Annotated in this window: 29 protein-coding genes; 8 read left to right on the plus strand and 21 right to left on the minus strand. The window is 64.8% G+C overall.

Going from position 1 to position 26,556, the window contains the following annotated elements; genetic code table 11:
- Nucleotides 1-8 precede the first annotated feature (8 nt).
- A complete protein-coding gene (locus MUB46_RS12670; RefSeq protein ID WP_261616283.1) occupies nucleotides 9-692 on the minus strand; it encodes an outer membrane protein in 684 nt (227 codons plus the stop codon).
- A gap of 163 nt (nucleotides 693-855) precedes the next feature.
- Here MUB46_RS12670 and MUB46_RS12675 point away from each other — a divergent pair, with 163 nt between their 5' ends.
- A complete protein-coding gene (locus tag MUB46_RS12675; RefSeq protein ID WP_261616284.1) occupies nucleotides 856-1,341 on the plus strand; it encodes a hypothetical protein in 486 nt (161 codons plus the stop codon).
- A gap of 79 nt (nucleotides 1,342-1,420) precedes the next feature.
- On the opposite strand, the gene MUB46_RS12680 is transcribed toward MUB46_RS12675, so the two are convergent.
- The gene (locus tag MUB46_RS12680; protein WP_261616285.1) at nucleotides 1,421-3,367 is read right to left on the minus strand and encodes a transglycosylase domain-containing protein; all 1,947 of its coding nucleotides are present in this window, start codon (nucleotides 3,365-3,367) and stop codon (nucleotides 1,421-1,423) included.
- Nucleotides 3,368-3,423: 56 nt separating this feature from the next.
- Here MUB46_RS12680 and MUB46_RS12685 point away from each other — a divergent pair, with 56 nt between their 5' ends.
- From MUB46_RS12685 to MUB46_RS12700, 4 genes are read left to right on the plus strand one after another with little or no spacing between them, the layout of a single operon-like run.
- Nucleotides 3,424-3,861 (plus strand): hypothetical protein, encoded by a 438-nt coding sequence (locus tag MUB46_RS12685; protein ID WP_261616286.1) that lies wholly within the window; start codon nucleotides 3,424-3,426, stop codon nucleotides 3,859-3,861.
- The gene (locus MUB46_RS12690; RefSeq protein ID WP_261616287.1) at nucleotides 3,861-4,640 is read left to right on the plus strand and encodes an SDR family NAD(P)-dependent oxidoreductase; all 780 of its coding nucleotides are present in this window, start codon (nucleotides 3,861-3,863) and stop codon (nucleotides 4,638-4,640) included. The genes MUB46_RS12685 and MUB46_RS12690 overlap by 1 nt, the downstream gene beginning before the upstream one ends.
- On the plus strand, nucleotides 4,637-5,398 hold the full coding sequence (locus MUB46_RS12695) for an SDR family NAD(P)-dependent oxidoreductase (RefSeq protein WP_261616288.1): 762 nt from the start codon (nucleotides 4,637-4,639) through the stop codon (nucleotides 5,396-5,398). The genes MUB46_RS12690 and MUB46_RS12695 overlap by 4 nt, the downstream gene beginning before the upstream one ends.
- Before the next feature lie 21 nt (nucleotides 5,399-5,419).
- A complete protein-coding gene (locus MUB46_RS12700) occupies nucleotides 5,420-6,388 on the plus strand; it encodes an agmatinase (protein WP_261616289.1) in 969 nt (322 codons plus the stop codon).
- A 45-nt stretch (nucleotides 6,389-6,433) separates the two neighbouring features.
- On the opposite strand, the gene MUB46_RS12705 is transcribed toward MUB46_RS12700, so the two are convergent.
- The 8 genes from MUB46_RS12705 to MUB46_RS12740 all read right to left on the minus strand — a co-directional run bounded on the left by MUB46_RS12705 (nucleotide 6,434) and on the right by MUB46_RS12740 (nucleotide 14,527).
- Nucleotides 6,434-7,504: an arginase family protein gene (locus tag MUB46_RS12705; RefSeq protein ID WP_261616290.1), complete on the minus strand. Its 1,071-nt coding sequence runs from the start codon at nucleotides 7,502-7,504 to the stop codon at nucleotides 6,434-6,436.
- 27 nt (nucleotides 7,505-7,531) lie between these two features.
- The gene (gene speB / locus MUB46_RS12710; protein ID WP_261616291.1) at nucleotides 7,532-8,497 is read right to left on the minus strand and encodes an agmatinase; all 966 of its coding nucleotides are present in this window, start codon (nucleotides 8,495-8,497) and stop codon (nucleotides 7,532-7,534) included.
- A 99-nt stretch (nucleotides 8,498-8,596) separates the two neighbouring features.
- Nucleotides 8,597-9,601: a branched-chain amino acid ABC transporter permease gene (locus MUB46_RS12715; protein ID WP_261616292.1), complete on the minus strand. Its 1,005-nt coding sequence runs from the start codon at nucleotides 9,599-9,601 to the stop codon at nucleotides 8,597-8,599.
- Between the two features lie 25 nt (nucleotides 9,602-9,626).
- Complete coding sequence (locus tag MUB46_RS12720; RefSeq protein WP_261616293.1) at nucleotides 9,627-10,499, minus strand: branched-chain amino acid ABC transporter permease; 873 nt, start codon at nucleotides 10,497-10,499, stop codon at nucleotides 9,627-9,629.
- A gap of 3 nt (nucleotides 10,500-10,502) precedes the next feature.
- A complete protein-coding gene (locus MUB46_RS12725; protein WP_261616294.1) occupies nucleotides 10,503-11,174 on the minus strand; it encodes an ABC transporter ATP-binding protein in 672 nt (223 codons plus the stop codon).
- On the minus strand, nucleotides 11,167-11,937 hold the full coding sequence (locus MUB46_RS12730) for an ABC transporter ATP-binding protein (RefSeq protein ID WP_261616295.1): 771 nt from the start codon (nucleotides 11,935-11,937) through the stop codon (nucleotides 11,167-11,169). Before MUB46_RS12730 ends, MUB46_RS12725 begins: the two co-directional genes overlap by 8 nt.
- Before the next feature lie 103 nt (nucleotides 11,938-12,040).
- Complete coding sequence (locus tag MUB46_RS12735; RefSeq protein ID WP_261616296.1) at nucleotides 12,041-13,267, minus strand: ABC transporter substrate-binding protein; 1,227 nt, start codon at nucleotides 13,265-13,267, stop codon at nucleotides 12,041-12,043.
- Nucleotides 13,268-13,444: 177 nt separating this feature from the next.
- Nucleotides 13,445-14,527 carry a helix-turn-helix transcriptional regulator gene (locus tag MUB46_RS12740; RefSeq protein ID WP_261616297.1) on the minus strand — a complete coding sequence of 361 codons (1,083 nt, stop codon included), beginning with the start codon at nucleotides 14,525-14,527 and terminating at the stop codon, nucleotides 13,445-13,447.
- Between the two features lie 293 nt (nucleotides 14,528-14,820).
- On the opposite strand from MUB46_RS12740, the gene MUB46_RS12745 reads away from it, so the two are divergent.
- Nucleotides 14,821-15,471, plus strand: coding sequence for a flavodoxin family protein (locus MUB46_RS12745; protein WP_261616298.1), 651 nt, complete (start codon nucleotides 14,821-14,823; stop codon nucleotides 15,469-15,471).
- Here MUB46_RS12745 and MUB46_RS12750 read toward each other — a convergent pair.
- From MUB46_RS12750 to paaA, 6 genes are all read right to left on the minus strand, one after another.
- The gene (locus tag MUB46_RS12750) at nucleotides 15,468-16,259 is read right to left on the minus strand and encodes a carbon-nitrogen hydrolase family protein (protein ID WP_261616299.1); all 792 of its coding nucleotides are present in this window, start codon (nucleotides 16,257-16,259) and stop codon (nucleotides 15,468-15,470) included. The two genes, MUB46_RS12745 and MUB46_RS12750, sit on opposite strands and share 4 nt — an antisense overlap.
- A 438-nt stretch (nucleotides 16,260-16,697) precedes the next feature.
- The gene (locus MUB46_RS12755) at nucleotides 16,698-17,777 is read right to left on the minus strand and encodes a 2Fe-2S iron-sulfur cluster-binding protein (RefSeq protein ID WP_261616300.1); all 1,080 of its coding nucleotides are present in this window, start codon (nucleotides 17,775-17,777) and stop codon (nucleotides 16,698-16,700) included.
- Between the two features lie 7 nt (nucleotides 17,778-17,784).
- Nucleotides 17,785-18,288 carry a 1,2-phenylacetyl-CoA epoxidase subunit PaaD gene (gene paaD, locus MUB46_RS12760; RefSeq protein WP_261616301.1) on the minus strand — a complete coding sequence of 168 codons (504 nt, stop codon included), beginning with the start codon at nucleotides 18,286-18,288 and terminating at the stop codon, nucleotides 17,785-17,787.
- A gap of 5 nt (nucleotides 18,289-18,293) precedes the next feature.
- Complete coding sequence (gene paaC / locus MUB46_RS12765; RefSeq protein ID WP_261616302.1) at nucleotides 18,294-19,067, minus strand: 1,2-phenylacetyl-CoA epoxidase subunit PaaC; 774 nt, start codon at nucleotides 19,065-19,067, stop codon at nucleotides 18,294-18,296.
- On the minus strand, nucleotides 19,067-19,351 hold the full coding sequence (gene paaB / locus MUB46_RS12770) for a 1,2-phenylacetyl-CoA epoxidase subunit PaaB (protein WP_261616303.1): 285 nt from the start codon (nucleotides 19,349-19,351) through the stop codon (nucleotides 19,067-19,069). Before paaB ends, paaC begins: the two co-directional genes overlap by 1 nt.
- Before the next feature lie 93 nt (nucleotides 19,352-19,444).
- Nucleotides 19,445-20,440, minus strand: coding sequence for a 1,2-phenylacetyl-CoA epoxidase subunit PaaA (paaA, locus tag MUB46_RS12775; RefSeq protein WP_261616304.1), 996 nt, complete (start codon nucleotides 20,438-20,440; stop codon nucleotides 19,445-19,447).
- A gap of 94 nt (nucleotides 20,441-20,534) precedes the next feature.
- On the opposite strand from paaA, the gene MUB46_RS12780 reads away from it, so the two are divergent.
- A complete protein-coding gene (locus MUB46_RS12780) occupies nucleotides 20,535-20,975 on the plus strand; it encodes a PaaI family thioesterase (RefSeq protein WP_261616305.1) in 441 nt (146 codons plus the stop codon).
- A gap of 51 nt (nucleotides 20,976-21,026) precedes the next feature.
- On the opposite strand, the gene MUB46_RS12785 is transcribed toward MUB46_RS12780, so the two are convergent.
- The 5 genes from MUB46_RS12785 to paaG form a co-directional block, all read right to left on the minus strand.
- Nucleotides 21,027-21,923, minus strand: coding sequence for a PaaX family transcriptional regulator C-terminal domain-containing protein (locus MUB46_RS12785; protein WP_261616306.1), 897 nt, complete (start codon nucleotides 21,921-21,923; stop codon nucleotides 21,027-21,029).
- A 40-nt stretch (nucleotides 21,924-21,963) separates the two neighbouring features.
- Entirely contained in the window at nucleotides 21,964-22,560 is a 597-nt protein-coding gene (locus MUB46_RS12790; RefSeq protein ID WP_261616307.1) for a TetR/AcrR family transcriptional regulator, read from the minus strand.
- Between the two features lie 7 nt (nucleotides 22,561-22,567).
- The gene (gene paaK / locus MUB46_RS12795; RefSeq protein WP_261616308.1) at nucleotides 22,568-23,878 is read right to left on the minus strand and encodes a phenylacetate--CoA ligase PaaK; all 1,311 of its coding nucleotides are present in this window, start codon (nucleotides 23,876-23,878) and stop codon (nucleotides 22,568-22,570) included.
- 65 nt (nucleotides 23,879-23,943) lie between these two features.
- Entirely contained in the window at nucleotides 23,944-24,390 is a 447-nt protein-coding gene (gene paaI, locus MUB46_RS12800; RefSeq protein ID WP_261616309.1) for a hydroxyphenylacetyl-CoA thioesterase PaaI, read from the minus strand.
- The gene (gene paaG, locus MUB46_RS12805; RefSeq protein WP_261616310.1) at nucleotides 24,387-25,181 is read right to left on the minus strand and encodes a 2-(1,2-epoxy-1,2-dihydrophenyl)acetyl-CoA isomerase PaaG; all 795 of its coding nucleotides are present in this window, start codon (nucleotides 25,179-25,181) and stop codon (nucleotides 24,387-24,389) included. Before paaG ends, paaI begins: the two co-directional genes overlap by 4 nt.
- Nucleotides 25,182-25,462: 281 nt before the next feature.
- On the opposite strand from paaG, the gene MUB46_RS12810 reads away from it, so the two are divergent.
- Entirely contained in the window at nucleotides 25,463-26,494 is a 1,032-nt protein-coding gene (locus MUB46_RS12810; protein ID WP_261616311.1) for a TRAP transporter substrate-binding protein, read from the plus strand.
- Nucleotides 26,495-26,556 lie beyond the last annotated feature (62 nt).

The raw sequence follows: 26,556 nt of genomic DNA on the forward strand, positions 1-26,556 counted from the left end.
GTGTTCGTCTAGAACGTGTATTTGAACGTCGCGCGCACGATGTGCCCGCGGATCTTGTTGTCGAGGCGCCAGTTCTGCGGGACGACAACGAGATCAGGCCCCTGTATCTGATAGTAGAGATACTCGACGCCAAGCGTGTCGTGCTCGGTCAACCGATATTCCAGGCCCGCGCCGATGGTATAGCCCGCTTCCCAGGAATCGGACGTGACGGGAGCGAAGGCGAACGGGCCCGTGGTCGCGACGGATTGGGCGGAGGTGGTGATCTTGGCGAGCGCCAGACCGCCGGTGATATAGGGCAGGGCGCGATCGAACCGCACGCCGATGCGCGCGCGCACCGTCGTGAACCATTCCATCTCGCTGCGCACGGTCAATTGTGGTGAGAGCAATGACGGGCTGACGGCGGGAAGGTACATGCGCCCGCCGGCGCTCCACGACGCGAAGTCCGTATCGGCGGAGACGCCGAAGACGACGCGGCTGAATTCCCTGTCGTAGCCGAGCCCGATCCCGCCCGAAAAACGGGCGTCTTCGTATCCGGTGCCGGAGGCCGGCTCCGCAATAAGCTCCCCCCATTCGGCACCCAGATGGCCGCCCCACCAAAGTCCATTCCAGTTGTAGACGGGCTTTCTCGTGATGAACGGGTTGTCCGCGCGCGCAGGCGTGCATGTCAGACCGAGGCCCAACAACACAGCCACAGCGACGCTCACGCGCAACAAACCTATTTCCCCCGCTCCCTGACCATTGGCCGCCTACCGTCGGTTTTTGGGGTGCCTTCCGAAAGGAATTCTATCGCGCCTGGCGCCGGCAACGGCAGCAATCAGCAAGATAACGTTAATGCATTTTCGGCATACGTTCGGAGTGATCAGAAGTACGCACCCCATACTCCTATTGGCTCCCGTCGCTGCCTTCGCGTGGCTGACGGCGATGGCGGCCTCGATGGTGCTGCTCGGCTTCTTTCCGTCGAGCTATCTGTTATGGTTCGTGAATCTCGAACTGGTCCAGCCGAACCGCGAGCTTTTCTATCTGCTTGAGTTGGTTTTCGGGCCGAACGGCTACGGTATCTTCGTCTTCTGCCTGTGTGGATATCTCGCTGGCCTTTGGGCATTCCGGAGTCGGAACCGGATCGCCCTGTTCCTGATATCCCATCTCTCGGTTCTGTTGCTGGCGATCCCGCTCGTTCGGTCTGGAGAGGTGATTCGCATGACGATGGGTGGGATATTGCTGCCCGGGCCGAATGCCCTGTTTCTGGTGCCGGCCATCGCAGCCTGCGCCGTCGTCCATATTTCGTTCGTCACCGACATTCGGCGCTGCTTCCAGTCCGAGATGCTCTCGAGGCAGGGATAGGCCGGCATGCCGCTCCGGGCCCGGCCCGGGAGCCTGCAATTTTTCCCGGAATGGTCGCGCGCTAGTAGCCCGCGACAGATCAATCAGCTCCTCGCTGTTCCCTGAAAAACAGCGGCTGGTCCGCGACTTCGAAGAAGCCATTGTCGGCTTTTCCGGTCTCCTCGACGAAGAAGCCGCCCGCCGTCTCCGCCGCGGCGGGCCCGGATTGCGCGACGGTCGGGGCAGCGGGCATCAACGGCAAGGCCTTTTCCATGAAGTCATGGGAGATCTGGGCCGGTAGCGAGCCCCCGGTGATGCCGTGCATGGGGGTTTCGTCGTCATTGCCGACCCAGACCCCGACCACCAGATCGCCGGCAAATCCGACGAACCAGGCATCCCTGTACGACTGGCTCGTTCCCGTCTTTCCCGCAACGGGCTGATTCAAGGCCGCGCGACGGCCGGTTCCCTGATCGACGACCATTCGAAGCATTTCCAGAAGTTCGCCGCGATGGTCCAGCCGGGGACGCGATTCCGCCGTGGAGTGTGTCTCAATGCCGTAGGGCTCGACCGCCATCACGCCCGCAGCGACGGATGCGTAAGCACCGGTCAGATCCAGTAGCGTCACGCCGGAGGTTCCAAGCGCAAGACTTCCGACCGCGTTGAGGTCCGCATCGATGCCGAGGTCGCGGGCTGCGAGAATGATTGCGCTGGCGCCAACCGCGTTGCCCAAACGGGCCGCGATCGTGTTGACGGACCGCGCGAAGGCCTCCGACAGCGAGATATATCCGTAGTACCGTCCGTTGTAGTTCTTCGGCGACCAGCCATCGATATTGACCGGCATGTCCATCACCACGTCGTCGGGACGATAGCCGAGGCGCAGGCCGGCCAGATAGACGAAGAGCTTGAACGCCGACCCCGGCTGCCGCCGGGCCTGGTAGGCGCGATTGAACTGCGTCTTGCCCGGATCCAGTCCCCCCACCATCGACAGCACCGCACCGTCTCGACGCATCGCGACCAGCGCGACCTGAGAGACTCCGGCCCCTTTCGCGCGCGCGCCGGCGAAGGCGCCCCGCACGGCCGTGTCGGCAATGGATTGCAGTCGTGGATCGAATGTCGTTCGGACGGACATGTCCTCCTTTCCCTCATATCGAAGGGTGGAGACGGCCCACTGGGCAAACCAGACGCCGGGGTCCGGGTCCGAACCGGCCGAGCGGATTGATAGCGGCTCCCGACGGGCTGCATCGGCAGCCTGCGGCGAGAGCTTTCCGGCATCGACCATGGCGGCCAGCACCACATCGGCCCGTTCAGTCGCCCGCTCGACGGACGCCTGCGGGTTCAAGAGGGACGGGGCGCGGATCAGTCCCGCCAGAACGGCGGATTCGCGAACGCCGAGTGCGCGCGGTTTCTTGCCGAAATACCGGTCGGAGGCTGCGGCCAGGCCGATGGTCCCGCCGCCGAAATAGGCGTGATTGAGATAGCGCAGCAGGATCTCGTCCTTGCTGTAGGCCGCTTCCAGCCGGAGGGCCAGGATGACCTCCCGAATCTTCCTTTCGAAGCTCTGCTCGCCGCCGAGGAAATCGATCTTGGCCAGTTGCTGCGTGATCGTGCTGCCGCCCTCGACGATCTGTCCGGCGCGCGCATTGCGCAGCCCGGCGCGCAGCATCCCGAAGGGGTCGATCCCGAAATGCTGGTAGTAACGGCGGTCCTCGATGCTCAGAAGTGCATCGATGAAATGGTCCGGGAGATCGTCCCGCGTGACCGGCGGCTGGCGATGCGGGCCGAACTCGGCGAACGGTTTGCCGTCCGCGGCCAGCAATACGATCGTCGGGTCGCGGCGAACGGGCTCATCGATCCGCGTCGGCACCGCGTCCAGAATTGGCCAAAGCCACGCGACCAGTATCAGTCCGGCGGTCAGGCACAACGCCGAGGGAACCGTGGAGACAGCCCGCGTGAAGGCGGAGCGCCGCGTTTTCGCCCGTTTCCCGCGCGTGGCCATTGCGTGGCGTTGCTTCACTGCAAAGCCGTCCATAACCGGACCTGCATCCATCCTCTCACGGAGGGGATCGCTTTCGATCGCGAAGAGTAGCGGGAAAACGATCTGCGATGAAGTTCCTGAAAGGCGATCACCAATTCGGGGGGCATTGCCGGTTTTCGTCGCATCGTCCGCGGCGACAACAACGAAACGGTCCCAAGCGTCTCGTTCCAGATGAAGCGTGTGTGCGTGAGGCGATGAACCAGCCGCTATTCCTGCGACTTCTACGCGATACGGGACGCCTGCGGCGGGCTCATGCGATAGAGTGCGCGACCCGCCGCAACGTCTGGCGAATCCGCGTGGTTGAAGGCAGAATCCGGAAGCGCTTGTTTCTCAACGAAGGCAACGATCTCTCAATGCATGAATTGACCAAGACCGGTCTTCGGGCCATGTGCCGGAGTCGGGAACCTCTGACAGAAAAGATCCCCGCGAAGGGCGTTCCGGACGTAGATCCCGGCGTCTGGTCAGCACCCGCTGTGGTGCGCCACGACTTGTCCGAACGCGAATGATGGGCGCGCGTTTCGATTTTGCCGGCAAGCGCGTGCTGGTAACCGGCGCAAGTCGCGGCATCGGATTCGCTGTGGCCGAGGCCTTTGCGACGACCGGCGCCGATCTGGTCGTGCTCGCGGAGGACGATGCGGTTCGCTCCGCAGCCGAGCGCCTGTCGGCGGTCGCGGCGCGGCCCGTTTCCGCCATCGTCTGCGATATCTCCGACCGGGCGTCGGTTGACGCAGCGCTGGCCGACATGGGCGAACTGGATATTCTGATCAACAATGCCGGCCTCGAGCGGCCCACGCCGCTCGCCGAACCGGATTCCTCCGTCGATGATGCCTTTACCCGGGTGATGGCGATTAACGTGACCGGCACCAACAACGTGACCCGGACACTCGCTTCGCGGATCGCCGAGGGCGGCCGGATCATCGTTACAGCCTCGATCTGGGGCAAGACCGCGGTGCCGGACTTCTCGGCTTACGTGGGCTCGAAACACGCGCTGATCGGCATGACCCGGGTCTGGGCGCGCGAGCTTGGCGCGCGTCGGATCACGGTGAACGCCGTATGCCCGGGCTGGGTTCGTACAGAAGCATCGATGCGCTCGCTCGCGGCGATGGCGGCACAAACCGGAGCGGAGGAAGACGCGTTGCTCGGGGAGATCGTCGCCGGGCAGGCAATCGGCGGGTTGATGGAACCGGCCGACGTGGCTTCGTTGTACCTCTTTCTCGCCTCCGATAATGCGGCCAACATCACCGGCCAGGCGGTCAATGTGGACCGGGGCGAGGTGATGGCATGACGGGGGCTCTGGCCGGCCGGACGGCGCTCGTCACCGGTGGCAGTCGCGGCATCGGCCGCGCCATTGCGCTGGCCCTTGCCCGAGAGGGCGCCAGTGTCGCGATCTGCCATCACGGAGACGAACGGGCCGCCGAAACGCTCGCGGACCTTCAGGCTTTGAGCTCCAAGAGTTTCGCGTTCGAGGCCGATGTTTCGCGCGAAGACGACGTCGTTGCCATGCTCGCTGAGGTCGCCGCGCGGTTCCGAACCCTCGATATCGCCGTCAACAACGCCGGCATTCTGCGCGAAGCCCCGATCCTGGAGACAAGTGCCGCCGATTTCGATCGTGTTGTGGCGGTCAACCTGCGTGGCACGTTTCTCGTCGGTCGCGAGGCGGCGCGGCACATGCGCGAACGGCCGGCGGGCGTCTCACCGGCCCGCATCATCAACCTGGCATCCGATCTCGCCTTCCTCGGTCGCGAAGGAATGGCGGCCTATAGCGCGTCGAAGGGGGGCGTCGTTGCGCTGACCCGCAGCTTCGCAACGGAATTCGCCCCGCAGATCCTCGTCAATGCCATTGCACCGGGACCGGTCGACACCGACATGACGAGCCCGGCGACCATGAGCCCGGAGGCACTCGCGCGGGATCTCGACATTCCGCTTGCCCGTTTCGCCGCTCCCGAGGAAATTGCCGCGCTGGCCCTCTATCTCGCCGGGGACGGGGCACGCTTCGTGACCGGCCAGTGCTATGGCATCAATGGCGGCAGTGCTATGCCGTGACCACCTGTTGAGGACACTGTCTTGAGCGATCCATTCTTTCAGCCGGTCTCCGGCTTCGATCTGCCGCGCTTCGCCGGCGTGCCGACCTTCATGCGGTTGCCGCACGTTTCCCTGGACGATCCGCGTATCGCCGAGGTCGGGATCGGGCTCGTCGGCGCGCCGTGGGACAGCGGCACGACCAACAGGGCGGGGCCCCGCCACGGGCCGCGCCAGCTGCGTGACCTGTCGACCATGATCCGGGCCGGCAACGGGGCGACCGGTGTCCGGCCGTTCGAGCTCGTCAATTGCGCCGATCTCGGCGACGTGCCGCCGAACCCGGCCGATCTGCAGGACAGCCTCGACCGTTTCACCCGGTATTACAGCCGTATCCGGGAGGCCGGCATCGTACCGCTGACCGCCGGCGGCGATCATCTGTGCACCTTGCCGATCCTGCGCGGCCTCGCCGCCGACGGACCGCTCGGCATGATCCATTTCGACAGCCACACCGACCTGTTCCATAGCTATTTCGGTGGCTCGATGTACACGCACGGGACGCCGTTCCGCCGCGCGGTGGAGGAAGGGCTCCTCGACCCCAAGCGCGTGGTCCAGATCGGTATCCGCGGTACGGCCTACGACACCGAGGACCGGGATTTCGCCGAGTCCGTCGGCATCCGGGTGATCGCGATCGAGGAGTTCTTCAAGCGCGGCATCGAGGATGTGATGGCCGAGGCCCGATCGATCGCCGGCACCCGGCCGACCTATGTCTCCTATGACATCGATTTCGTCGATCCGGCCTTCGCGCCGGGCACGGGCACGCCGGAGGTCGGCGGGCCGAATTCCTTCCAGGCGATCCAGGTCGTGCGGGAGCTTCGGGGGGTGAACATCGTCGGCGCGGACCTCGTCGAGGTGTCGCCGCCTTTCGATCCCTCCGGCGCGACTGCCTGGCTCGGGGTATCTTTGATGTTCGAACTGCTCTGCGTGATGGCCGAGCAGATGGCCGCGGCGACGTGAAGCCGGGGAGGGCGTGATGCCCTCCCGCGGCCTATGCGGGATGTGCTAGCGCCAGTGCGTCTTTCTGGTCTGGCCGTTCCGCGCCACGTGCGCCTCGGCCAGCAGACATACCATTTCGAAACCCAGCGCCGCGGCGATGTTTGCCGAAATGCCGTTGGGGTCGTAGGGCGGGCAAAGTTCGACGATGTCGGCCCCGACGATGTCCATGCCGCGCATCCCGCGGATGATCTGGACGACCTCCCGGGTGGTGAAGCCGAACGGCTCGGGCAGTTGGGTCCCGGGCAGATAGGTCGCGTCGATGCCGTCGGTGTCCAGGGAGAAGTAGAACGGTCCGTCGCCGATGACGCTGCGGATCTCATCCAGCAGGCCGGAGACCCCCAGATCGTAGCATTCATGCATCGGAATGATGCGCGCGCCCGCTTCCTTGGAGAAGTCCCAGTACGGGCTGAGCGACCCGCGCATGCCGATCTGGATGGTCCGCTCCGGATCGATTGCCTCGTCGAGCATGGCGTTGAGGAAGACCCGGCAATCGTTCAGACGATCGCCCTGGAAACTGCCTCGCGCGGTGTCCGCATGGGCGTCGATCTGAACGAGGCCGACGCCCTCGCCGGACGCGAGACCGGTCAGGATCGGATGCGACATCGTGTGGACGCCGCCGACCGAGAACGGGGTGATGCCCTTACGGCGGAAACCGGAGAAGGTTTCCTGGATCGTCTGCACGCAGGAGGCAACGTCGTGGGGGCTCTCGAACGAAATGTCGCCGATATCGGCAACGCTGAGCAGTTCGAACGGGATCGTCTTCCAGACGTCGTGAACCGGCCCGCGGACTTTCGACCATTCGCGGAAGGAACGTGGCCCAAGCCGCGTTCCGGCCCGGACCGGCGCGCTCGCCTCGAATGGTATCCCGACCAGAGCCAGATCGACCTGGTCGAGATCGTTCTTGCGGGGCGCATTGAAGAACGTCATGTCTCCGGCATAGACGTCCGAGAAGACGGGCGCGTTCTCCGCCTCCATCCGCTGCAGAAACGCGTCGATCGCCGGATCGCTGCTCTGCAGGAACTCCCCTTCGGCGAGCGCGCGAAGGCGCGCCCGCTTCTCTTCCGAAAATGCCGCCATGGCGTTCTCCCTTCGTGGTCTTGCGCGTCAGCGGTTGGCTTCTGCGTTGCCGGCCAGCATCTCGAGGATGAGCCGGACCGCCAGACGGCTGGTGATGCCGTCGTGGTCCCAGGACGGCGACACCTCGACCAGGTCGCAGCCATGGATGCCGATCCGGCCGAGTTCGTTGGCCATGGCGATCGCCTCGCGCGAGGTCATTCCGCCCGGGGCGGGCACGCCCGTTCCCGGTGCGTAGGCCGCGTCGATCGCATCGATGTCGTAGGTGATGTAGACGCCGTCCGCGCCGTTGTTCGCCACGGCTGCCGCCTTGCGTGCCACGGAGCGGGCGCCTTCTTCCCAGATCTGCTCGGCGGGGAAGACCGTGATCCCCTTGTCCTTGATGTAGTTGAGTTCAGACTTCGGGTTCATCCAGCCGCCGGTTCCAACGATCGCGATGCGGCTGGGATCGAAGCCGGCGTCGACCGCGCGCGTGATCGGGCAGCAATGGCTGAGCGTTTCGCCGTTCAGCGCCTCGGCGGTGTCGAAGTGCATGTCGACCAGGACCAGGCCGGGCTTCTTGTACTTCTTGGCGAAGGCGCGGACGCAGGAAATGGTGATCGAGTGGTCGCCACCGATGGTGACGGGCATCGCGCCGCCTTCGAGGATCTCCGTGACCATCGCCTCGGCGCGGTCGATCGTCTGCACGGCCGCTCCCGGGTTCACGGGAACATCGCCGCAGTCGGCCATCTTGTAATGATCGTTCAGGTCGACGCCGGTATTGGCGTTGAAGAAAGAGAACTGGTCGCTGACGTCGCGGATCGTCCGCGGGCCGTAGTTCGCGCCCGTGCGGCTGATGCACATCGCATCCCACGGAACGCCCAGGACGGCTGCGGTTATCCCTGCTTCCTTGAGATCCGCCGCTTTCGCGGGCATCGACGGGAGCCGCATGAAGGTTCCGTGCGTGCCGGCATGGAGCAGGCCGGAAAAGGCGTTTTCGTCAAAGGTGGCCGTCATGGTTGTTATCTCCTCGCGGCATTGGGGTAGGGGGCGATTCCGGCCATGCGCCGGACTCGGATAAGGGGGACGGGCAACGCGACGACAGGTCGGCCGGTCTCAACCGGATCTCCTGACGGGCAGAAGACGAAGGACGCGGTCGCGAAGCGAGACGATGCCGTTCGGCAGCAGCAGAAGCGTGAGCACAACCACCAGGCCGAGCAGAAGCAGGCGCGTATTGCCCGCGCTGCGCAGGAGCTCGTTGGCGATCGTTACGATGAACGCGCCCGCGACCGCGCCGGGGAACTTGCCGATACCACCGACCGCGAGCATCACCATGGCGAGCAGGAAGAACTCGTTGCCGAGGATCTTCGGCGTGACGACCGAGGTGTAGTTGGCATAGAGCGCGCCGGCGAGGCCGGTAACGGCCGCCGAGACCATGAACGCGAGCAGCTTGTACCGGAAGTCGCTGACGCCGAGCGAGCGGGCGAAATCCTCGGAATCGCGCAGGGCCATGAACGCGCGTCCCATGCGCTGGCGCAGGACGATGAAATAGACGGCGTATATCGTGGCGCTCGCGACGATCAGCGTCAGGAAATACCAGGCCAGCGTATCGCGCGGCCCGAATGTGATGCCGGCGATCTCGATAGGCGGGATACCGTAGAGGCCGAGCGCGCCGCCGGTGCCCCATGCCTTGGCCTTGAGGATCAGCGGTGGCGTCGCGAGATGGATGGCGAAGGTGAAGAGGGCGACGTACTCCCCCTTCAGCCGCAGGCACGGCAACGCCACCAGCAGGCCGAAGCCGGCGACGACGACGGGGGCCATGATGAGCGCGGCCACGGGCGGAACGCCTGCTTGCGTGGTCAACATCCCGACCGCATAGGCGCCGGCTGCGAAAAAGACGAGCTGGGCGTAGTTGAAGATGCCGGCATAGCCCAGCACCATGTCCCAGCCGGCGACGACCAACGACCACAAGAAGCACAGGATCAGCACGTGGCGGATGTAGGGATCGTCGATCAGGTAGCCCGCAATCGCCAGCGCGGCCACACAACCCAGATAGGCGAGTGGGTGTGTCCCGGCCGGGCGGCGGCGCGTCTGATTGTCGGTCGGCTCTTTGGTTGACATCGTCATATCGCTCATCGCCAGAAACTCACTTGGCCCAGACGCCCATGAGGCCCTGCGGCCGGATCATCAGCACGATCAGCAGCGTCAGGAGCCAGACCGGCATCGTCCACGACGCCCCGATCTCATAGACGACGAAGGCCTCGATCAGGCCGAGGATGAAGGCGGCGACAACCGCCCCGCGGGTGCTGCCGAGGCCACCGAGGACGACGATGACGAAAGCCTTCAGGAACAGCTCCCAGCCGCCCTGCGGCGACACGAGAAAGATCGGGCCCAGCAGCATGCCGGCGATGCCGGTCAGCACGACCGAGAGGCCGAATGTGAAGCCAAAGACCTGATTGACGTTGATTCCGACCTGCTTGGCGCCCTGCATGTCCTGTGCGACCGCGCGTACCGCCTGGCCGAAGCGGTTAGTATGCATGAACACTTCCAGGGCGACGAGGATGGCAATCGCGATGCCGAATACCGCGACCCGGTAGGAGGAAATCACCGCGCCGAAGATCGTGACGGTTCCCTCGACGAAGGTCGGCAGGGGACGGGGAACCGGTCCGAAGATCAGCAGATTGGCATTGTCCAGCAGGAACGCGAGGCCAAGCGTCACCATCATCGTGTTGATCTTCCAGTCCGCGCCGCCCCTGAACGGGCGGATGAGCACGCGCTCCAGCCCGACGCCGGCGAAGAACAGGATGATGACGAGGATCGGCGCGGCGACCAGTATCGGCAGACCGACGACGCCGACCGTAAGCACCCAGGCGAGATACGCGCCGGTCGTGTAGAGCGAGCCATGCGCGAAATTGAGGATGCGCGCGGTCCCGTAGACCATCGCCAGACCGAACGCCATGATGCAGTAGACGGCCGACTGCGCGATCCCACCTATGAAAACTTCGACGTATTGATCCATGGCTCAGCTCCTCTCCGTTGCCGTCTTGCGGCTTTCCGAGAGGACGCCTTCTTCCAGCGTGTAGATCCGATCGACCACGTCTTCGATCAGCGCAAGGCTCTGCTCGACCAGCAGGACGGTCATTCCGTCTTCCTTGAGCCGGTGCACGGTTTGCAGCATGGAGTCGACCAGGTTGGGGGCGAGTCCGAGCGAGGGTTCGTCGATGGCGATGAGGTCGGGCGCGGACATGAGGCCGCGGCCAAGCGCCAGCATCTGCGCCTCACCGCCGCTCAGCGTGCGCGCAAGCTGCCGCTGGCGTTCGGCGAGCCGGGGGTAGAGCTCGAAGACGTGGGCCAACGTTTGGTCGCGCCGCTTCCGGCCCCGGTCGAGATAGGCTCCGAGCAGGAGGTTTTCCCTGACGGTCATGTCCGGGAACAGCCGTCGGTCCTCGGCGACATAAACCAGCCCGCGCGCGACGAGCTGCGGGGCATCCAGGTCGCGAATGCTCTCGCCCTGGTAGACGATGTCGCCGCTGGCGATCGGCTCGAGGCCGCACATTGCCTTCAGGAGCGTGCTTTTCCCGTGGCCGTTCGCACCGATGACCGCGACAAGCTCGCCTTTTTCGACCTCCAGCGAAACGCCGTGCAAGACGTGGAAATCGCCATAGAAAACATCGATGTCGCGGACGCTAAGCAAGGTTCTGCGTTCCCAGATAGATGTCGATTACAGCTTTGTCGGCGAGCACTTTTTCCGGCGTGTCGATCGTGAGAACCGATCCGAAGTTGAGGATCAGGATCCGCTGAGACAGTGCGGCCAGCGCGCGAATCTTGTGCTCGACGATGACCAGGGTCAGGTCGAGCGCGTTGTGAAGGTCGCGAAACAGCTCGACGAAGCTCTCGACCTCGTCGTGATTGAGCCCGGCCATCGGCTCGTCCAGGAAAATCACCCGCGGCCGGGTCGCAAGAGCGGCGGCCAGCATGATGCGCTTGCGGGTGATCAGATTGGCGGCTGTCACCGGGGCATTGGCCTGGTTCGACAGGCCGGTGATCTCGAGAACGTTGGAGATGTGGGTGTCGTGATCGCCGTGCGCGCGCGGGCCCTGCCCGAAATCCGCGCCGAGGGCGACGTTTTCACGGACACTCATCGACGAAAAGATATGAGGGATCTGGAACGTACGGGCGATTCCCATCTGGCAGCGGCGATAGGGGGGCATTCGGTCGACGCGATGGCCCTCGAACACGATCTGCCCGCTGGTGATGGGCAACGCACCCGTGCAAATGTTCATCAGCGTCGTCTTACCCGCGCCGTTCGGACCGGCGACGCCGAGAACTTCGCCGCGCCGGATGTCGAAACTGACGTCATCGAGCGCCCGGAGCGCGCCGAATGTGCGATGGACGCGATCCAGCGACATCAGATGATCGTCGTGTCGCGTAGCGGTGTTGGGGGCAGGCTTGTTCACTCTCGCTCTCCCGGAACGGAGGGGAGGTACACTTGGGCGGTCGCGTGGGACGGTGACGGCACGTGGAAGCCGATAGGCCGTGCCGTCACCGGTTTCGCGTCGGCTATTTGGCGAACTCGGGAACCACGAAGTCGCCGGTGTGTTTGGTGCCGAGCATAATGGTCTTCAGCTTGCCGTCCTGCGCCTGCAGCAGGAACGAGGGCTGCGTCTCGTCGCTCGTCGGGATCATGTGCCGTTCGTTCAGATCCAGTACGCCCGTCAGTCCGCTGTAGGGCGTTTCCAGGAGCACCGCGTTGATCTCGGCGTGCTTTGTCGGATCGCCCACTTTCTTGACGGCCTCGGCCCACATGTTGACGCCGTCGTAGAGTGCCGCGGCAATGCTGTAGGGCGGCTCTTCGCCATAGGCCTTCTGCCAATCCGCGACGAAGGCTTCCGCAGCCGGATCGCCCGGACGGTGCGCCGACAGGGTTATGCCGAGCACGCCGTCCGCGTCGCCGCTCGTCACGACTTGACCGAAAGCGGGGATCGAGGCCGCGTAGCCAACGCTCACGAGCGCGCCCGGGATCGGGTTCTCCCGATACTGCTGGATGAACGTGCTGGTCAGCGAAGGGTCGATCAACTCGATATGGATGAGCGAGGGTTCAAGGTTCCGGATCTTGCTCAGGATCGGCGGCCACTGCACGCTTTCGTAGGGCACTTCCTCGTTGAACACGACTTCCCAGCCGGCCGGTTCGGCGGCTTCGGCCATCGCCCCGGTCAATCCGTATTCCCATTCGTAGGGGCCATGAACGATGGCGAGCTTCTTGTTCGGGAAGTCGTAGCCGAGCGACATGATTTGATCGAACAGGACCCGGCCATACGCCGCTTCAACGTCGGAGATGTTGAAGATGTTCGAACAGTTCATGTTGTTCATCAGATCGACGACGCTCGAGAACGCATCGACGTGGATGAACGGGACGTCATACGGGCAGAAGGCCGGAATGTCCGGACCGAAGCCGCCGTACCCGGTGATGATCAGGTCGGTTTCGTTGCGATCGATCAGGTTGACCGCCGCGGCTTGCAGCTTGTCGGGAGTCAGTTCCCCGATGTCGAAATGGACGATTTCCAGCTGGCGGCCGAGCAAGCCACCATTCGCGTTGATATCGTCGACGGCGAGTTTGATCGCCTTTTCCATGACCGTGCCGTCGCTGGCGAAGGGGCCGGTCTGCGGAATCGGCGCGCCTATCTTGATCGTCTCGGCGGCAGTCGCCGTGGTCGCCCACATCGCAAATGCGGACGCGACAATGCCGATGGGTTTTGCGTGGGTGCCGAACCAGGAATTCAGGCTCATCGATTTCTTCTCCCTTTGGGAATCGTTTTGACCAGGCCGGGCCGCGGCCCTTGGTGGCCGCTTTGCCGCCTATAAGTTCAGCACCAAACGGGAAGCACCGGCAATGGTGCAAGATTCCACCATTGGGGAAGGCCTTCTTGGGCGGGATTGTTTCAGGCTCGTACCCGAACGAGAGGCCTACGGCTCCCCGAACAACGGGCCGACAAGCAGCGGGAACAGCTCACGTTCCGAGCTGACACCGAGCTTCCGATACAGGCGCTGCTTGTGGTTGCGTACCGTTCCGATGCTCACGGAGAGCCGGTCCGAAATGTCCACAACAGAGCGACCTTGGAGGACGAGACGAACCACCTCGCATTCGCGCGGCGTGAGGCGGTATTTCATCTGGACGCTGGCGATAAGACTTTCGAGATTCAAGCCGACGGCGCCGGGGGAATGGTGCTCGATGATGTAGATGCGCCCGTGGGGCGCAACCGCATGCGTCGCGTCCAGCGGCTCCCAGTACAGCACTTCGTCGGCTGGCAGGAAATGGACGCCGCTGTCACGGCCGCCCGCAATCTCGGCAAGATCGAGGGGGGCTGCATCTTCGAAAAACTTGGACCACGCCGGGTTGCTCAGCACAACTCGGCCGTCCTGATCGGCAACCAGCACGGCCAGGTCGGCATCGCTTCCGTAGCCGCTGCGGGGACCCAGCAGGGACCGGTCGATATGCAGCCTGTGCAATCGGTCGACGAGTGGGTGGATCATCTCGGCAAAGGAGATATCGCTTTCGTCGAACGCAGCGTTGACGCGATCGACGCACAATGCAGCCCAGATGCCGCCCGCGGCCGGCAGCAGGAACACGAGCTCGTCCTTCACGCGGATCATGTGTTCCAGGTTCTTGAAGAACACGCTCACCGGGTTCTCGTTGGCTATCTGGATGAAGGAGAATACCGGGCGCGTCTTGCCGCTTCTCACAAGGCCGAAGGCGGGGTCGAGGCGGTAAAGCTCTTCATTGTAGTGCCGGATCTCTTCCTCGGTCAGCCAGTTGTGGTGGAGGAAACGCGGACTCCCGAACTGGGTGTAACGCATCGCGACGTAGTGCGAACACCCGAACAGTCCGGCCAGGGCTTTCAGTGCGGTGGAATAGAAATCCGAATGGCCGACGGCCTCGGCGATGACGGAGAGCGCGTCGACGACGGACCTGATATCGGAAGCCGCGGATTGACGACGACCGTCCGCGGTCAGCGCGCCTAAGTCGATCGTCGTTTCCGCAAAACTCATCTGGCCAGGTGTCCGTTGGTCTTCACACTCCCAAGTCTCGCGAACTCCGGGACGTACGGGTCTCGGGCCGTACGATCCCCGGGCACACGATCCCCGGTCCGTGCGTGACTGCGTTCGCTGGGCGTGTCGCCGGGACAACACGTTTCGATCCACTGGTCGATCCACTGGATCGTCCACCGGATCATGCCCTTATTACGCCGGGCAACGCAAATCGTTCACGCCTGCGCTTGACATTATCCGGCTCCGACGGTCTGCCTGCCGGCGGGATACGCCGTTCACTGAAGGAGAAATGGATGAAAGCGTTCGTCTTGTCGTCGAGCCCCCGACGCGATGGCAATTCCGCCATTCTGGCCGGTGAAATTGCGGCAGGACTGCGTGAGACGGGACACGAGGCCGACCTTGTATTCGCGGACGACTTCCTGAAGGATTTTCTTCGTGATTGCCGGACGTGCCGGGACAGCGACGGCAACTGCTCGATCGACGACGGTTTTCGCTCCGTATTCCTCGATAAGTTCCTGCCTGCGGACGGCTTTATCGCCGCTACACCCGTCTACTGGTACGGCCCGTCAGCGCAGCTGAAGGCGTTTTTCGACCGCATGTTCTGCTACTACGCCGCATCCTATCCCGGCTCCGCCGGCGTGATCGAGCGGATGAAGAACAAGCGGTTGGGATTGGCGATCAGCTCCGAAGAAACGTTTCCGATGGTTGCCGCCGCCGTTCTGACCCAGTTCCAGGAGTACGCGCGGTATTCCCGCTCGACTTTCGTCGGCGTGGTTCACGGCTTTGGCAATTCCCGTGGTGACGTCCGTCGCGACCCGGGCGATCCAATTGGCGCCGCACGGCGGTTCGGACGTGATTTCTTCACCCGCGCCGCCACCGACTACCGTGTCGACACCGTTCGGCCTGCGCGGATGTGGGACTTTGCCGAGGTCCGTGGCGACTAGTCGACTACAAAAAGCGCTTCGGGACGGACATCGCGGAGCTGCGTGCTGGCGAGGGGATGGGGATTTGCCGATGGCAGCACGGATTCGCTCGTGCAGCTGAGCAGGGCCTCGGTTCCGAAGCCGGCGCGGCAGCGATCGTGGCCGTCGAATCCGACGATCGCGCTTCCCCCCGTATAGGTCAGCGAGCCGTCGGTGCCGATGAGATTGGCGTAGATGACGGCGACCCCGTTCTCCAAGGCGCGGGCGCGGACGGCCGTCGTCGGCACCTCGGTATAGGGCAGCATGTTCGCGGTCGGCACCGCGATCAGATCCGCACCGCCACGCGCGAGCGCGCGCGCAAGCTCCGGGAACTCGATATCGTAGCAGATCGCCAGGCCGACCTTGAACGGCCCGACCGTGATGACGGTCAGCCCTTCGCCGGGCGTGAATATGCTGGGTTCGTCGTCGCCAAAAAGGTGGATTTTCCGGTATCGCCCGGCCACCGCACCGGTGGCATCGACGACGAGAGCGGTGTTGAAGACGCGGTCCCCATCGCGCTCTGGCATCCCTAGCACGATCGCTATCGCATGGGTGCGGGCGATTTCCGAGATGGCACCCACGGACGGGCCATCGATCGGTTCCGCCAGGTCGCGAAGCCGCGTGCCGAGATTATAGCCGGTCAGGAACAGCTCGGGAAACGTGATGATCTGCGCGCCGGTAGCCGCCGCGGCTGCCGCCGCTCGCGCGATAGCCGCGATGTTGGCGGGCTTGTCGCCCGGTGTTGCGGATGATTGGAAAAGGGCCGGCATGAATCGTTCCTCCGATGAAATGGGCAGCCCTTATCAGGGACATGTACCCCGCAGGCCGCCGCAGTCCGTGCGTCGCGGACCGTGTCTATAACCGAAACCGCAGAAAGTTCGAGCCCATGTCCCTCCACGAGCCTGTGCGGGGCTCCGCCGCGCATAGGCGATCGGCAGGTCCGCATAGAGCATCCCGGCCCGCAATTCCCGGTTCAGAGCAGTCCGCCAGGCACCAACTCCGCCCCGATCGTCTGCCGGAATATCTTCCTGGTCTGCGGGCGGCAACGGTGGGGAGCGCCCGCCCAGCGCGCCTGCTACATCTGCATTTTTGGGGGGCGTGGAAAAGGTGGCGGGGCATACGATGTCGGGGCGGCTATCCCGTTGGTAAGCCGCGTTGAATCGCCGTTCGACCCGGACAATTGCCGGGCCGATCCGGATCGCAGGCACTCACACCGCGTCGAAGTCGAGAACCAGCTTTTTCGAGGTCGGCCGGGTCTGGCAGGCGAGCGTGAAGCCCTGCTCGATTTCCCAGGGCTTCAGCGAGTAGTTGACGATCATTTCTCCCGAGCCCTCGACGATCTTGCAGCGACAGGTGCAGCACATGCCGCCGGTGCAGGAATGGGGGACGTCGATGCCGGCGGCGAGCCCCGCTTCGAGCACGGTCTGGCCCGGCTGGGCGATGTCGAACTCGCGACGGCGGCCGTCGAGAATAGCCTCGACATGCACACCCTCGGCGGCGGCTGCCTTGGCGGCGGCGGACGGCGCCTTGCGCGGAGACTGGCCGTCGGCCGGGGTGAAGCGCTCGAACAGGATCCTGTCTTCGGCCACGCCGAGATCCTTTAGGGCCTGCGAAGTGTTCTCGATGAGGTCGCCGGGACCGCAGATCAGCACGGCGTCGGCGGACGCCGGCTCGATTATGCCGCGCTCGGCGAGGTCCTTCAGCTTGGCGGCGTCGATGCGGCCGTTGAGGATGTCGACATCCTGTTCCTCGCGGCTCATCAGATGAATGATGTTGAAGCGGTCGAGATAGGTGTCCTTCAGATCTTCCAGATCCTCGAGGAACATGATCGCGTTGGTCGTACGGTTGCCGTAGACGAGGGTGACGCGGCTTTGCGGCTCGCGCGACAACACCGACGCCGCGATCGACAGCATCGGCGTTATGCCGGAGCCGGCGGCGATCAGCAGGTAGTCGTGCGATCCGCCGACATCAACGCCGAAACGGCCTTCCGGCTCCATCACCTCGATGCGATCGCCGGCCTGCAGCGTACGGTTGGCCCAGCTCGAGAACTTGCCGCCTTCGAGGACCTTGACCCCGACCCGGAGACAGTCTTCGCCCGGCCGCGAGCAGATCGAGTAGGTGCGGCGCAGCTCCTCGCCGTCGACGGTGGCGCGCAGCGTCAGGTACTGGCCGGGCCGGAAATCGAAGGCCCCATTGACGGTATCGGGCAGGTCGAAGGTGATCGCCACGGCGTCGGGTGTCTGCCGGTCGACGGAGCGTACGTTCAGCGTGTGGAAGTCGAAGCGCATGGTCGCCTCATATGCATTTGAAATAATCGAAGGGTTCGGTGCAGCTCTTGCAGCGGTAAAGCGCCTTGCACGGCGTCGAGCCAAATTCCGAGATGCGCTCGGTGTCGCTCGCGCCGCAATGCGGGCAGGTGACGGTCGTCTCGCCGAACAGGGAGCGTACCGAGTTGGAGGATTTCTGCGGCGGGACGATGCCGTATTCGCGCAGCTTCTCCTTGCCTTCCTCGGTAATCCAGTCGGTGGTCCAGGCCGGCGACAGGACGCGTTCGATGCGTGGCTCGAAGCCCGCCTCGCGTAGTGCCGTCTCGATCGCGAACTCGATGAACTGTGTTGCCGGGCAGCCGGAATAGGTCGGCGAGACCTTGGCGACCGCGACGCCGTCGACGATGTCGACCGAGCGCAGGATGCCGAGATCGGCAACCGTGACGCAGGGCACTTCCGGATCCGGCACGGTGGCCGCGGCGTCCCACGCCCTCTGCTTCGCTTCCGCCTGATCGAGGGAGACGACGCTCATCGCTGCTACCAGGTCATGCCTGGATAGGTGCGCTGCATGTACTGCAATTCGGACAGAAGATGGCCGAATTCTTCGCCGTGGAAGCCGGTGCGGCCGCCGATCTGCGGATAATCGATCGTCGGGCGGGTCAGGTTGGCGTCGGCGAAAATCGTGTCGATCGTCCGCTCCCACTCGGATCGCAGCGAGGCGGGGTCGGGGCAGATGCCGGCCTCGGCGAGCGCGTCGGTGACCGCGTCGGTCTGGAACATCTCGTCGGTATACGGGGTCAGCTCCTCGACCGCGTCGGCCATGCGGCGGGCGCTTTCCTCAGTGCCGTCGCCCAGCCGGATCACCCATTCGCCGGAATGACGGATGTGATAGGCCAGTTCCTTGACCGCCTTGCCGGCGATGCCGGCCAGCGTCACGTCGGTAGACTTCGCCGTCTCGCGCCAATACGGCTCCATAAACGCCGCGTAGTAGAGCTGGCGCAGCATGGTGTGGGCGAAGTCGCCATTGGGGCGCTCGGCCAGCAGTAGGTTCCTGTACTCGCGGTCGCCGCGCAGGTAGGCGAGGTCGTCCTCGCCGCGGCCCTTGCCCTCGATCTCGCCGGCATAGGTGTAGAGCGAGCGGGCCTGGCCGATCAGGTCGAGCGCCATGTTCGGCATCGCCATGTCCTCTTCGAGGATCGGCGAATGGCCGCACCATTCGCTGACGCGGTGGCCGAGGACCAGGCAATCGTCGCCGAGCCTGAGCAACTGCTCGAGAAGCGCCTCACGGGTGTCCGTCGCAGGATGGGACATCACATGTTCCCCACTTCCTCGGGGATCTCGTAGAACGTCGGGTGGCGGTAGACCTTCGAGGCGGTCGGCTCGAAGAACTCGTCCTTCGCCTGCGGGTCGGAGGCGACGATCTGGTCGGATTTCACGACCCAGATCGACAGGCCTTCGCCACGGCGGGTGTAGACGTCGCGGGCGGCTTGCAGCGCCATGACCTCATCGGCGGCGTGGACCGACCCGCAGTGGCGGTGGGCCAGGCCGTTGCGGGGGCGGATGAACACCTCCCAAAGCGGCATTTCGTTGCTCATCGGCTTTCCTCCGAATGCCCGCCGTACAGCAGGGCCTCTCGTTTCTCTACGATCGTTCCCGTTTTCTCCGGAACGATCGGGATGCAGTGGGGCTTACTCCGCGGCGTGCCGTGCGGCGTCCTGCCGGTTGCGGCGCTTCTCGGCATGGGCGAGGGCTGCCTCGCGCACCCAGGCGCCGTCGTCCCAGGCCTTCTTGCGGGCGGCGATGCGGTCGCGGTTCATCTTCCCGTGCCCCTTCACCACGCGCCAGAATTCGTCCCAGTCGATCTCGCCGTGGTCGTAGCCGCCCTTTTCCTCGTTCCACTTGAGGTCAGGATCGGGAACCTTGAGGCCGAGATATTCGGCCTGCGGCACGGTCGCGTTGATGAACTTGTCGCGCAGCTCGTCATTGGAGAAGCGCTTGATCTTCCAGGCCATCGACTGCTCGGAATGGACGCTGTCGCGGTCGGAGGGGCCGAACATCATCAGCGACGGCCACCACCAGCGGTTCAGCGAATCCTGAGCCAGCTCCTTCTGCTCGGGCGAGCCCTTGGCGAGGGTCATGACGATCTCGTAGCCCTGGCGCTGGTGGAAGCTCTCTTCCTTGCAGATGCGGATCATCGCCCGGGCATAGGGGCCATAGGAGCAGCGGCACAACGCGATCTGGTTCATGATCGCTGCGCCGTCGACCAGCCAGCCGATGGTGCCGATATCGGCCCAGGTCGGAGTCGGGTAATTGAAGATCGAGGAATACTTGGCCTTGCCGCTCAGAAGCTCCTCGGTCATCTGCTCGCGGGTGACGCCCAGCGTCTCCGCGGCGGCATAGAGATAGAGACCATGCCCGCCTTCGTCCTGGACCTTGGCGAGGAGCGCAGCCTTGCGGCGCAGCGTCGGAGCGCGGGTGATCCAGTTGCCCTCGGGCAGCATGCCGACGATCTCGGAATGGGCGTGCTGGCCGATCTGGCGCACAAGTGTCTTGCGATACCCCTCGGGCATCGGATCGTTCGGCTCGATCTTTTCCTCGGCATCGATGCGTTTCTGGAAGGCGGCGAGGAATTCTCCGGATTCCTTGGTTTCGCCGTCTGCGCCGATCAGTCCCTGGGCGTACATGATGGTCTCCCATGCGAATTAGAATTATAATATGTTACGAAAAATACTGAATCAACATTGTTTTCGTAACAAGTGGGTGAGGGGAACCAGGGTCATGACCGAGACGGGACAGGGGTTCGGCGTCGCGGAAGGGCAGGCGTTGCTGGGGGATGTCTTCGCGCCATGGGTTCGGGCGCTGGCCATCGAGGTGGCGGCGCTCGATGCGCAGGGCGGGGCATTCCGGTTGCCGGCCGGAGATCAGATCGCCCGTGGCGGCGGAACGGGCGGCGGTGTTGTCTGCGGGCAGGCGGTGGCGGCGGCAGCCGATACTTGTTCAGTGGTGGCCCTGTCAGGGCTAAACGGGCGTTTCCGGGACTGCACGACGGTCGACATGACGGTTCATTTCATGCGGCCGATGATCGGCGACCACGTCGACATCCGCGTCGACGTCCTGTCCAACGGCCGGCGCATGGCGGTGACCCGCGTCGAATTCCGCGGGCCGAACGGAAAGATCGGCGCTAGCACCACCTGCGCGTTCGCCTATCTCGAGGACTGACTTAGCGAAACCCTAGGGGCGGACGAAGTCGTTGAATGACCGCTGCGGGGTCTAGGTGAACCGACGGCGCAGGTCCCGCTCGGGCGGCGGCAGCGGGCCGTCCGGTCGGCCGTCGCAGCCATCCAGCCACCGTTCGCTCGGTGCCAGGATGCGGCCATAGAGGCCGGCGACCAGCGTGCGGGTTTCCTCGCCGCTCCAGTCGGCGGGGCGAAGTGCTGCGGGCAGATCGGCGTCGCGCAACAGGACGCGGCGCCATTCGTGGATCAGCAGGGCGCGTGCGACCATCGCATCGAGCGGCGACAGGGTGCCGCCTTCGGCCAGCGTGTCCTCGAGGGGCGCGATGGTCGCGCCCAGCACGGAATAGGCGATATCGGTCTCGACGTCGGAGCAGGCGCTCAGGACCCAGTCGGGCACCGTCGCGGCGTCGGCATCGAGGACAAACAGGTCTCCGGGGTCCTCGGGTGTCGTCTCGCCGGTCCCGGTGCGGGGGTGGATGAACAGCCCGTTCGACAGCCGCACGAACCCGCGTTCGGTGAGGTCTGCCGTGCGTGCGTCGCGTACGGACGCCGTTTCCTCCGGCGCGATCGCGATCGTCCACCGGCCGTTCCAGGCCGGCGGGCCGGCGGCGTATATGCGCCTGGCGGCGCGCGCGAAGGTCGCCGCGCTTTCCGGCGTCAGGCGATAATAGCTCTTGCGGCCGTGGCGTTGGCGTTCGACCCAGCCGTCCTTGGCGAGCCGCGACAGCGCGGCGCGCAGGGCGCCGGGCGCAATGCGCATCCGGTCGGTCAGTTCCTGCAGCGCGGCCATGCCGACCATGCCGCCGCGCGGAACGATCGCATCGCCGAAGACCGTGATGACGAACGACCAGACGCGCAGGCGCTCGCCAGAATGGAACCGCTCTATCAGCGCGTCGAGCGACCGTGTCGCGGAATCGCTGCCCTGGATCATTGCGCCATTTGCCGCGAGGGCCGCCGGCTTGGCAAGCCGCTCAGGTGAGCGAGCGCACGCCGCTCACCAGGAGATCGGTCGCCAGCCGGGCATAGTCCTCCCGGCTCACCGGGCCCTTGTCGCGGAACCACATGAACGCCCAGTTGAGCATGCCGAACAGCGACATGGTGACGGGTTTCAGGAGCGGCTTGCCGTCGAACAGATGCGGATTGAGCGCGTGGATGGGGGCGGAGAAGATCGCTACCAGCCGCCGTTCCAGTTCGCGCAGCTTGGCCTGGTCCTCGGCGGGCAGGGCGGACATCGCGTTGATCTGGACCTTGTGTTCGGCGTCGGCGTCCCGGTAGGCGTCGAGCAGGGCGGAAACCAGCCGCCGCAGGCGCGCCTTCGGATCGGCGCTGGGGTCATCGACCGCCTCGACAGCGGCGATAAGGTCGCTCAGGTGGCTCTCGATGATATCGAAGAGCAACGCTTCCTTGCTGGAATAGTAGTGGTATATCAGAGCCTTGGAGACGCCGCATTCGCGCGCCAGCGCACTCATCGAGGCGCCATGATAGCCCGCCTCGGCGAAGGTGCGCGCGGCAATGTTCATGATCTCTGCGCGCTTGGCGTCATGATCCTTGGCACGGGTGCGGGCCACCGCTCGTTTACTCCTTCGGCCGGTTGTCGACGACGCGGACCGCCTTGCCCTGGCTGCGCGCCACACCACCGGGATCGGTGACGTCGACCCCGACCGACACTCCGATCACCGATTTGACGTGATGGGCGAATTCGCGGGCGCTGGCCGCCTTGGCCTCGCCGGACGCGGCGTTCGGGGCCGCTTCGACATGGACGGTCATCCGGTCCATGCGGCCGTCCTTGGTGAGCTCGATCTGGAAATGCGGGGTCAGGCCCTGAACCTTGAGGATCTGCTCCTCGATCTGGGTCGGGAACACGTTGACGCCGCGCAGGATGATCATGTCGTCGGAGCGACCGGTGATCTTCTCCATGCGCCGCATCGACCGCGCCGTGCCGGGCAGCAGCCGGGTCAGGTCGCGGGTGCGGTAGCGGATGATCGGCAGGGCTTCCTTGGTGAGCGTCGTGAACACCAGCTCGCCCTGTTCGCCGTCGGCGACCGGCACGCCGGTCACCGGATCGATGACCTCCGGATAGAAATGGTCTTCCCAGACGTGCAGGCCGTCCTTGGTCTCGACGCATTCGTTGGCGACGCCCGGGCCCATCACTTCCGACAGGCCGTAGATGTCGACGGCGTGCATGTCGAACGCCGCCTCGACCTCGGACCGCATGGCGTTGGTCCAGGGCTCGGCGCCGAAGATGCCGACCTCGAGCGGGCTTGCGGTCGGATCGAAGCCGGCCTTCCGGTATTCGTCCAGGATCGCCAGCATGTAGGACGGCGTGACCATGATGGTCGTCGGGCGGAAATCCTCGATCAGGGTGATCTGGCGTTCTGTCATGCCGCCGGAGACCGGCACCACCGTGCAGCCGAGCTTCTCGGCGCCGTAGTGGGCCCCCAGTCCGCCGGTGAACAGGCCATATCCATAGGCGACATGGACGATGTCGCCCGGCCGGGTGCCGGAGGCGCGCATCGACCGGGCGACGACGTCGGCCCAGGTATCGATGTCCCTGGCGGTATAGCCGACGACGGTCGGTTTGCCGGTCGTGCCGGAGGAGGCGTGGATGCGCACGACCCGGTCGCGCGGTACTGCGAACATGCCAAAGGGATAGTTGTTGCGCAGGTCGGACTTGGTGGTGAAGGGAAACCGGGCAAGGTCGGCCAGGGTCTTCAGGTCGTCCGGGTGCACGCCGGCCTTGTCGAAGGAGGCCTTGTAGAAGGGCACGTTGTCGTAGGCGTGCCTGAGCGACCATCGCATGCGGTCGAGCTGCAGCGCGGCGATTTCGTCGCGCGAGGCGATTTCGATCGGATCCAGGTCTTGCTGGCGCGGCGTCAGGTCCCTCATGTCTTTCCTCCCGCCGGCCTGCCTTGCCGGCACAGTTCTGTTTTGTTGCGACGCCGGCGGCTGACTCAGCCGCCGGCGTCGGGCTCGTCGAAATGGGTGCCCTTGACCGTCCGCGAAGTGCCGCGGAAGACCGCGATCAAGGTGCCGTCCTGGCTCTCGACGGTGGCATCGTAGACGCCGGTTCGTCCCGCCAGCGTCACCTCGCGGGCGACCGCCGTCAGCCTGTCGCCGAGCCTGCCCGGCGCCAGGAAGCTGATGGTGTTGTGCTGGGCGACCGCGCGCTGGTTGTAGCTGTTGCAGGCAAACGCGAAGGCGGAGTCCGCGAGCGTGAAGATGTAGCCGCCGTGGCAGATGTCGTGGCCGTTGGTGTGGTGCTTCTCGACCGTGAACGAAAGCCGCGCCCATCCCGGCCCGACCTCGTCGAGCGACATGCCCAGCCACTTCGAGGCGGCGTCGGCGGTCCACATCGCGTCGGCGGCGCGGCGCGCGCGCTCTTCGGGCGTCATGGTCATGCGCCGCGCCCCGTGAACTTCGCCGGGCGCTTCTCCAGGAAGGCGGCGACGCCTTCTGCATAGTCCGGCGTGCGGCCGGCCTCGCGCTGCAGGTCGCGCTCGAGATCGAGATGCTCGTCGAGGCTGTTCGACGCCGCGGCCTGGATCGCCTGCTTGGTCAGGGCGTAGCCGATGGTCGGGCCCTTGGCGAAGCTTTCCACGAGGCTCGTCGCCTCGGCCATCAGGGCGTCGTCGGCAACGGATTTCCAGATCAGACCCCACTCGGCGGCTTTGGCCGCGGGGAGGGGCTCGGCGGTCAGCGCCAGCGCCTTGGCGCGCGCTTCGCCGATCATGCGGGGCAATTGCCAGGTGCCGCCGGCGTCGGGCACGAGGCCGAGGCGGGCAAATGCCTGGATGAACTTGGCGCTTTCGGCGGCCAGCACGATGTCGCAGGCAAGCGCGATATTCGCGCCGGCGCCGGCGGCGACGCCGTTGACGGCGCAGACGACCGGCTTGTTCATGGCGCGGATGCGGCGCACGAGAGGATTGTAGAAGTTCTCCAGGGTCGTGCCGAGATCGGGCGGGCCGTCCATCTTGGAGGGGTCGCGATCGCCAAGATCCTGTCCGGCGCAGAAGCCGCGTCCGGCCCCGGTCAGCAGAATCGCCCGGCAGTCGTCATCGGCGCCCAGTTCGTCGAGCGCGGCGCGCAGCTCGCGGTGCATCTCGGCATTGAACGCGTTGAGTTTGTCCGGCCGGTTGAGGGTCACAACGGCATAGCCGGCACGTTTTTCGACGCCAATCGTCTCGCCCACCTGCATTTCCTTTCCTGCGGTCACGGTCTTCGATTCGAGCGGTTTGTCCGCCGAATTCGCCGTGTTGACAATTGTTGCATACGAAACCAAAGTTCGTTGCCGGTAAAATAAACTTGCATAGACCGACCGGTCGGTCAATAATAAGTGGCAGGGTACGGCGACGACGCGATCTCAGTACCGTTCACCAAGAATGACGGATTTGAGAGACGGTCGAAGCGTTTCGTACCGCGGTACCGGCGGAACAACGCCGGCGCACATCGCGTTAACTTGGGAGGAAACGCATGAAGGTCATTTCCAGGCTGGCAACCGCCGGCGTCTTTGCCGTATCCACAGCGCTCACCGGCGCCGTTGCCTTTGCGGCAGACTACACCCTGACGATTTCGAGCTGGGCGCCGCCGACGCACGGGATCAATGCGAAAATGTGGCCGACCTTCACCAAAATGGTGGAGGACGCCACCGACGGCCGGGTCACCGCCGATCTGAAGCTCGGCATCGCGCCGCCGCCGGCGCAGTTCGACCTCGTTCAGGACGGCGCCGCCGATCTCTCCATCATATTTCATGGCTATCAGCCGGGCCGCTTCGTCACCGCGAAGATGATCGAACTGCCCGGCTACGAAGGTAGCGCCGAGGCCGCGTCGGTTGCCTATTGGCGGGCCTACGAGAAGTACTTGAAGCAGGCCGACGAGCATCGCGGCGTCAAGCTGATCGCGCTGCACACGCACGGTCCCGCCCAGCTGCACACCCACGAGAAGGTTACCCAGCTCGACCAGATCAACGGCCTGAAGCTGCGCGTTCCCGGCGGCGTAGGCAGCGATGTCGGCGCCGCGCTCGGCGCGACCGGTATCCAGGTGCCGGCACCGAAGGTCTACGAGACTCTCGCCTCGAAAGCCGCCGACGGTGTGGTGATGCCGATGGAATCGCGCAAGGGCTTCAAGCTGACCGAGGTCGCGGAGAACGTCTACGAGATGCCCGGCGGCTTCTATCGCGGCTCGTTCGCCTTCATCATGAACGAAGACGCCTTCAAGAACCTGCCGGAAGATATCCAGCAGGCCCTCGAGGAGAAGGTGTTCGGCGAGCCGCTGAGCCGCGCCATCGGCCAGGTCTGGGACGAGATCGACCAGGAAGGCCGCCAGGCGACCATGGACGCCGGGAACAACTCGATCAACGAGGCTTCGGACGCCGATCGCGCCGCGTACCAGCCGGTTGCGGACGAGGTCACCGCGAGTGTGATCGAGGAAGTCTCCAAGACCGGCGTCGATGCACAGGCGGCGCGCGACTTCATTGCCGAGACGATGAAGAACTACGGCAAGTAAGAGCCAACATACGGCCCGGCGGGACAATTCGCCGGGCCGTCATGCTCAGGGCCCACCGATGA

The sequence above is a fragment of the Microbaculum marinisediminis genome (assembly GCF_025397915.1).
Taxonomy (GTDB): Bacteria; Pseudomonadota; Alphaproteobacteria; order Rhizobiales; family Tepidamorphaceae; genus Microbaculum; species Microbaculum marinisediminis.